Raw genomic sequence first — 2,371 nt, 5'->3', positions numbered from 1 at the left:
ACGGCGACCGCAAAGCGGTGGCGTCGTCGCTCCGGTCGATCTACACCGCACCCACCGTCGATGCGGCCCAAGCTGCACTCGACGACTTCAAATCCTCGCAGTGGGGTGTCAAGTATCCGACAGCGGTGCGGACGTGGGAGAGCGCGTGGGAGCGGTTCATCCCGTTCCTGGCTTTCCCACCGGCGCTCCGGAAGATCATCTACACCACCAATGCCATCGAATCGCTCAACTATCAACTTCGCAAGATCATCAAAAACCGCGGACACTTCCCCAATGATCAAGCGGCAGTGAAGCTTCTGTGGCTCGCGATCTGCAGCATCGAGGACAAGCGCGCCCGGGAGAGAGACCGCCTGAGCAAAGATCGACTCGCACCCCGCACCGGCAGGGAGGTCAACAGACTGATCGAAGGATCTCTGACGACCGGTTGGAAACAAGCGCTCGGCGCGCTCGTGATCAACTATCCGGACAGACTCGACCCTTATCTCACCTGAAAGCAAATTCGCTCACAGATAACTTGACAAGCTCCAACCGTGGTGACCACCAAACCGTCGATCACGGCGTGGATGCTGGCGAGGTCGGCCCACAGGGTTACCATGCGTCCGGCGAACCCCTTCCCGATCCACACTTGCTGTGCACCGACCAGATCGACGACGCCCGCCGCCGGTATGCGTAGGTCGATCTCGTAACCGCCGGCCATCCCTGATCGCGCCGAATATGGTTGTACGACAACAGACGCGGCAGACGCGGCAGGGGCGGCCGGCGTCGCACTTCGATACCGTCTGGGTCCCCGCAGAATACCACTTCGCGCTCCGTGACGGCCGCGGAGTCGGATTCACCTACATCGAGGGTGACATCGTCCGCGGAACCTCACGTCTGTGACCACCCGCCCCCGTGCCTGACCGCACCGGGGTACCCGCCCCACCGCACCGACTGGAAGGAACGCCCCTCGTCTACGACCGATCTCGACGAGCGCCCGTGGACCCGGCCGTGGGTTCCCATTCCGGGCACCGCGACGAAGTCCTCGACAGGCGGAAGCTGGCATCAACGACGGGCCGGCGTTGGCGAGCGCGGATCTCGGTTTGGCGATCGGCGCGGGCACCGATGTCGCCATCGGTCCGGGGACATCATAGTCGTCCGCGACGACCTCGGCGATGTGGTCGATTCGTTGGGGCTGGCCAAGGCCATACTGGCGACCATCAAGGGAAACATGGTGTGGGCGTTCGGGTACAACATCGCTGCCATCCGCATAGCGGCCGCAGGTCTGCTCAACCCGCTCCTCGCGGGCGCTGCCATGGCGTTCTCGTCGTTCTTCGTCGTATCGAACAGCCTCCGGCTGCGTCGGTACCCCGCTACATCCTGACGACCCGGGAGGGATACCTCGGCGAACAGTGAACTGGTGTCGCCGCGTCAGCGAACGTGAAGTGATCGCGCTGTGCGTGGCCGCGCCGCACGACCGGCCCGGCCACGCACTCCTGCGCAGCACGCCCGGTCAGCCACCGGGCGGATTCGTACCGACGTCATCGCCGCGGTACCTACAGTCAGTCGCATCCGCGGGTGCCGAAGTTCCCGCGTCGATCCGGGAACTTTCTCCGCCCGCGGTGCGACTGGTGGTCGACCGGTCATGAGCTGCGCCGACACAGGACGCGGCCGACGGATGCGGCCGATACCGCAGTTCACGGGAGGGTTCGAAGTGCACGACGATCTTCGCCACTATCGGCCCATGTTCGAGGCCATCGAACGACGAGTGCTGGCGACGGTAGAGATGGCTGCCCACGAGCGCCTGCGTGCGGCTACAGTGATCGCCGTAGCAGGGCTGGGTCTGTGCCTGGGCCAGTCGGGCGAGGCAACGGGCTGGGCAACATTGCTCAACAATGCAGCGGCGCAGGCGGAATCGACCAGCATCGTCGCTGTCATTGCCGCCCATGCCGGTGTGATCTTCTGTCTGATCTGCTCAGCCGCCGCACTCCATACCCGAATGATCCATCTGATCGTTCTCGCCGCCGCAGGATGCGCCAGCACTTCGGTCCTGGCGATGTTGTCCATCTGGACACGCCAGTCCGCTCACGACAGTTCAACTCTCGCCGGCCCCGGCCCTGGCGCGCTGATCGGGCTGCTCACCGCCGTGGTTCTCACCGGGCTGTGGACACGACTGGCCCTTCGCCCGGAGCGTCGCGTCTTCACGTACTGATCGAGCCACCATTCCGCCGAACCGACAGAAGGATCGATCCCGTTCGGCGGCTTCCCTTGGGGCCGCATCGCATTCGGTCAATCCGACGGACCGCTGCTGCCTCTGGCTGCGGTGATCGGCGCGCCGGGGTTGTCGTTCGTCGTGGTGCTGATCGGGTCCGCTCTGGCCGGCGTCGTTGCCTCC

3 protein-coding genes and 2 pseudogenes are annotated in these 2,371 nt (G+C 64.8%); all 5 read left to right on the top strand.

The window, feature by feature from the left end; all coding sequences use genetic code 11:
- A partial coding sequence (locus A2J02_RS18050) for a transposase (protein WP_197478057.1) occupies positions 1–491 on the top strand: 491 nt, incomplete at its 5' end.
- 223 nt (positions 492–714) lie between these two features.
- The gene (locus tag A2J02_RS27795; protein WP_155288693.1) at positions 715–879 is read left to right on the top strand and encodes a hypothetical protein; all 165 of its coding nucleotides are present in this window, start codon (positions 715–717) and stop codon (positions 877–879) included.
- Positions 880–1,037: 158 nt separating this feature from the next.
- Positions 1,038–1,360, top strand: a pseudogene (locus A2J02_RS27345) (heavy metal translocating P-type ATPase); the annotation flags it as partial.
- A 360-nt stretch (positions 1,361–1,720) separates the two neighbouring features.
- On the top strand, positions 1,721–2,188 hold the full coding sequence (locus A2J02_RS18035) for an Rv2732c family membrane protein (protein ID WP_051048272.1): 468 nt from the start codon (positions 1,721–1,723) through the stop codon (positions 2,186–2,188).
- 33 nt (positions 2,189–2,221) lie between these two features.
- Positions 2,222–2,371: pseudogene (locus A2J02_RS28780) on the top strand (hypothetical protein); the annotation flags it as partial.

This window comes from Rhodococcus sp. EPR-147 (assembly GCF_001647185.1).
GTDB lineage: Bacteria > Actinomycetota > Actinomycetes > Mycobacteriales > Mycobacteriaceae > Rhodococcoides.
This window is presented reverse-complemented; position numbering and strand designations above follow the sequence as displayed.

Excerpts from the sequence above, each read along its gene's own strand:
- A2J02_RS18035 (WP_051048272.1), top strand. The coding sequence starts at position 1,721 with ATGTTCGAGGCCATCGAACGACGAGTGCTGGCGACGGTAGAGATGGCT.
- A2J02_RS27795 (WP_155288693.1), top strand. The coding sequence starts at position 715 with ATGGTTGTACGACAACAGACGCGGCAGACGCGGCAGGGGCGGCCGGCG.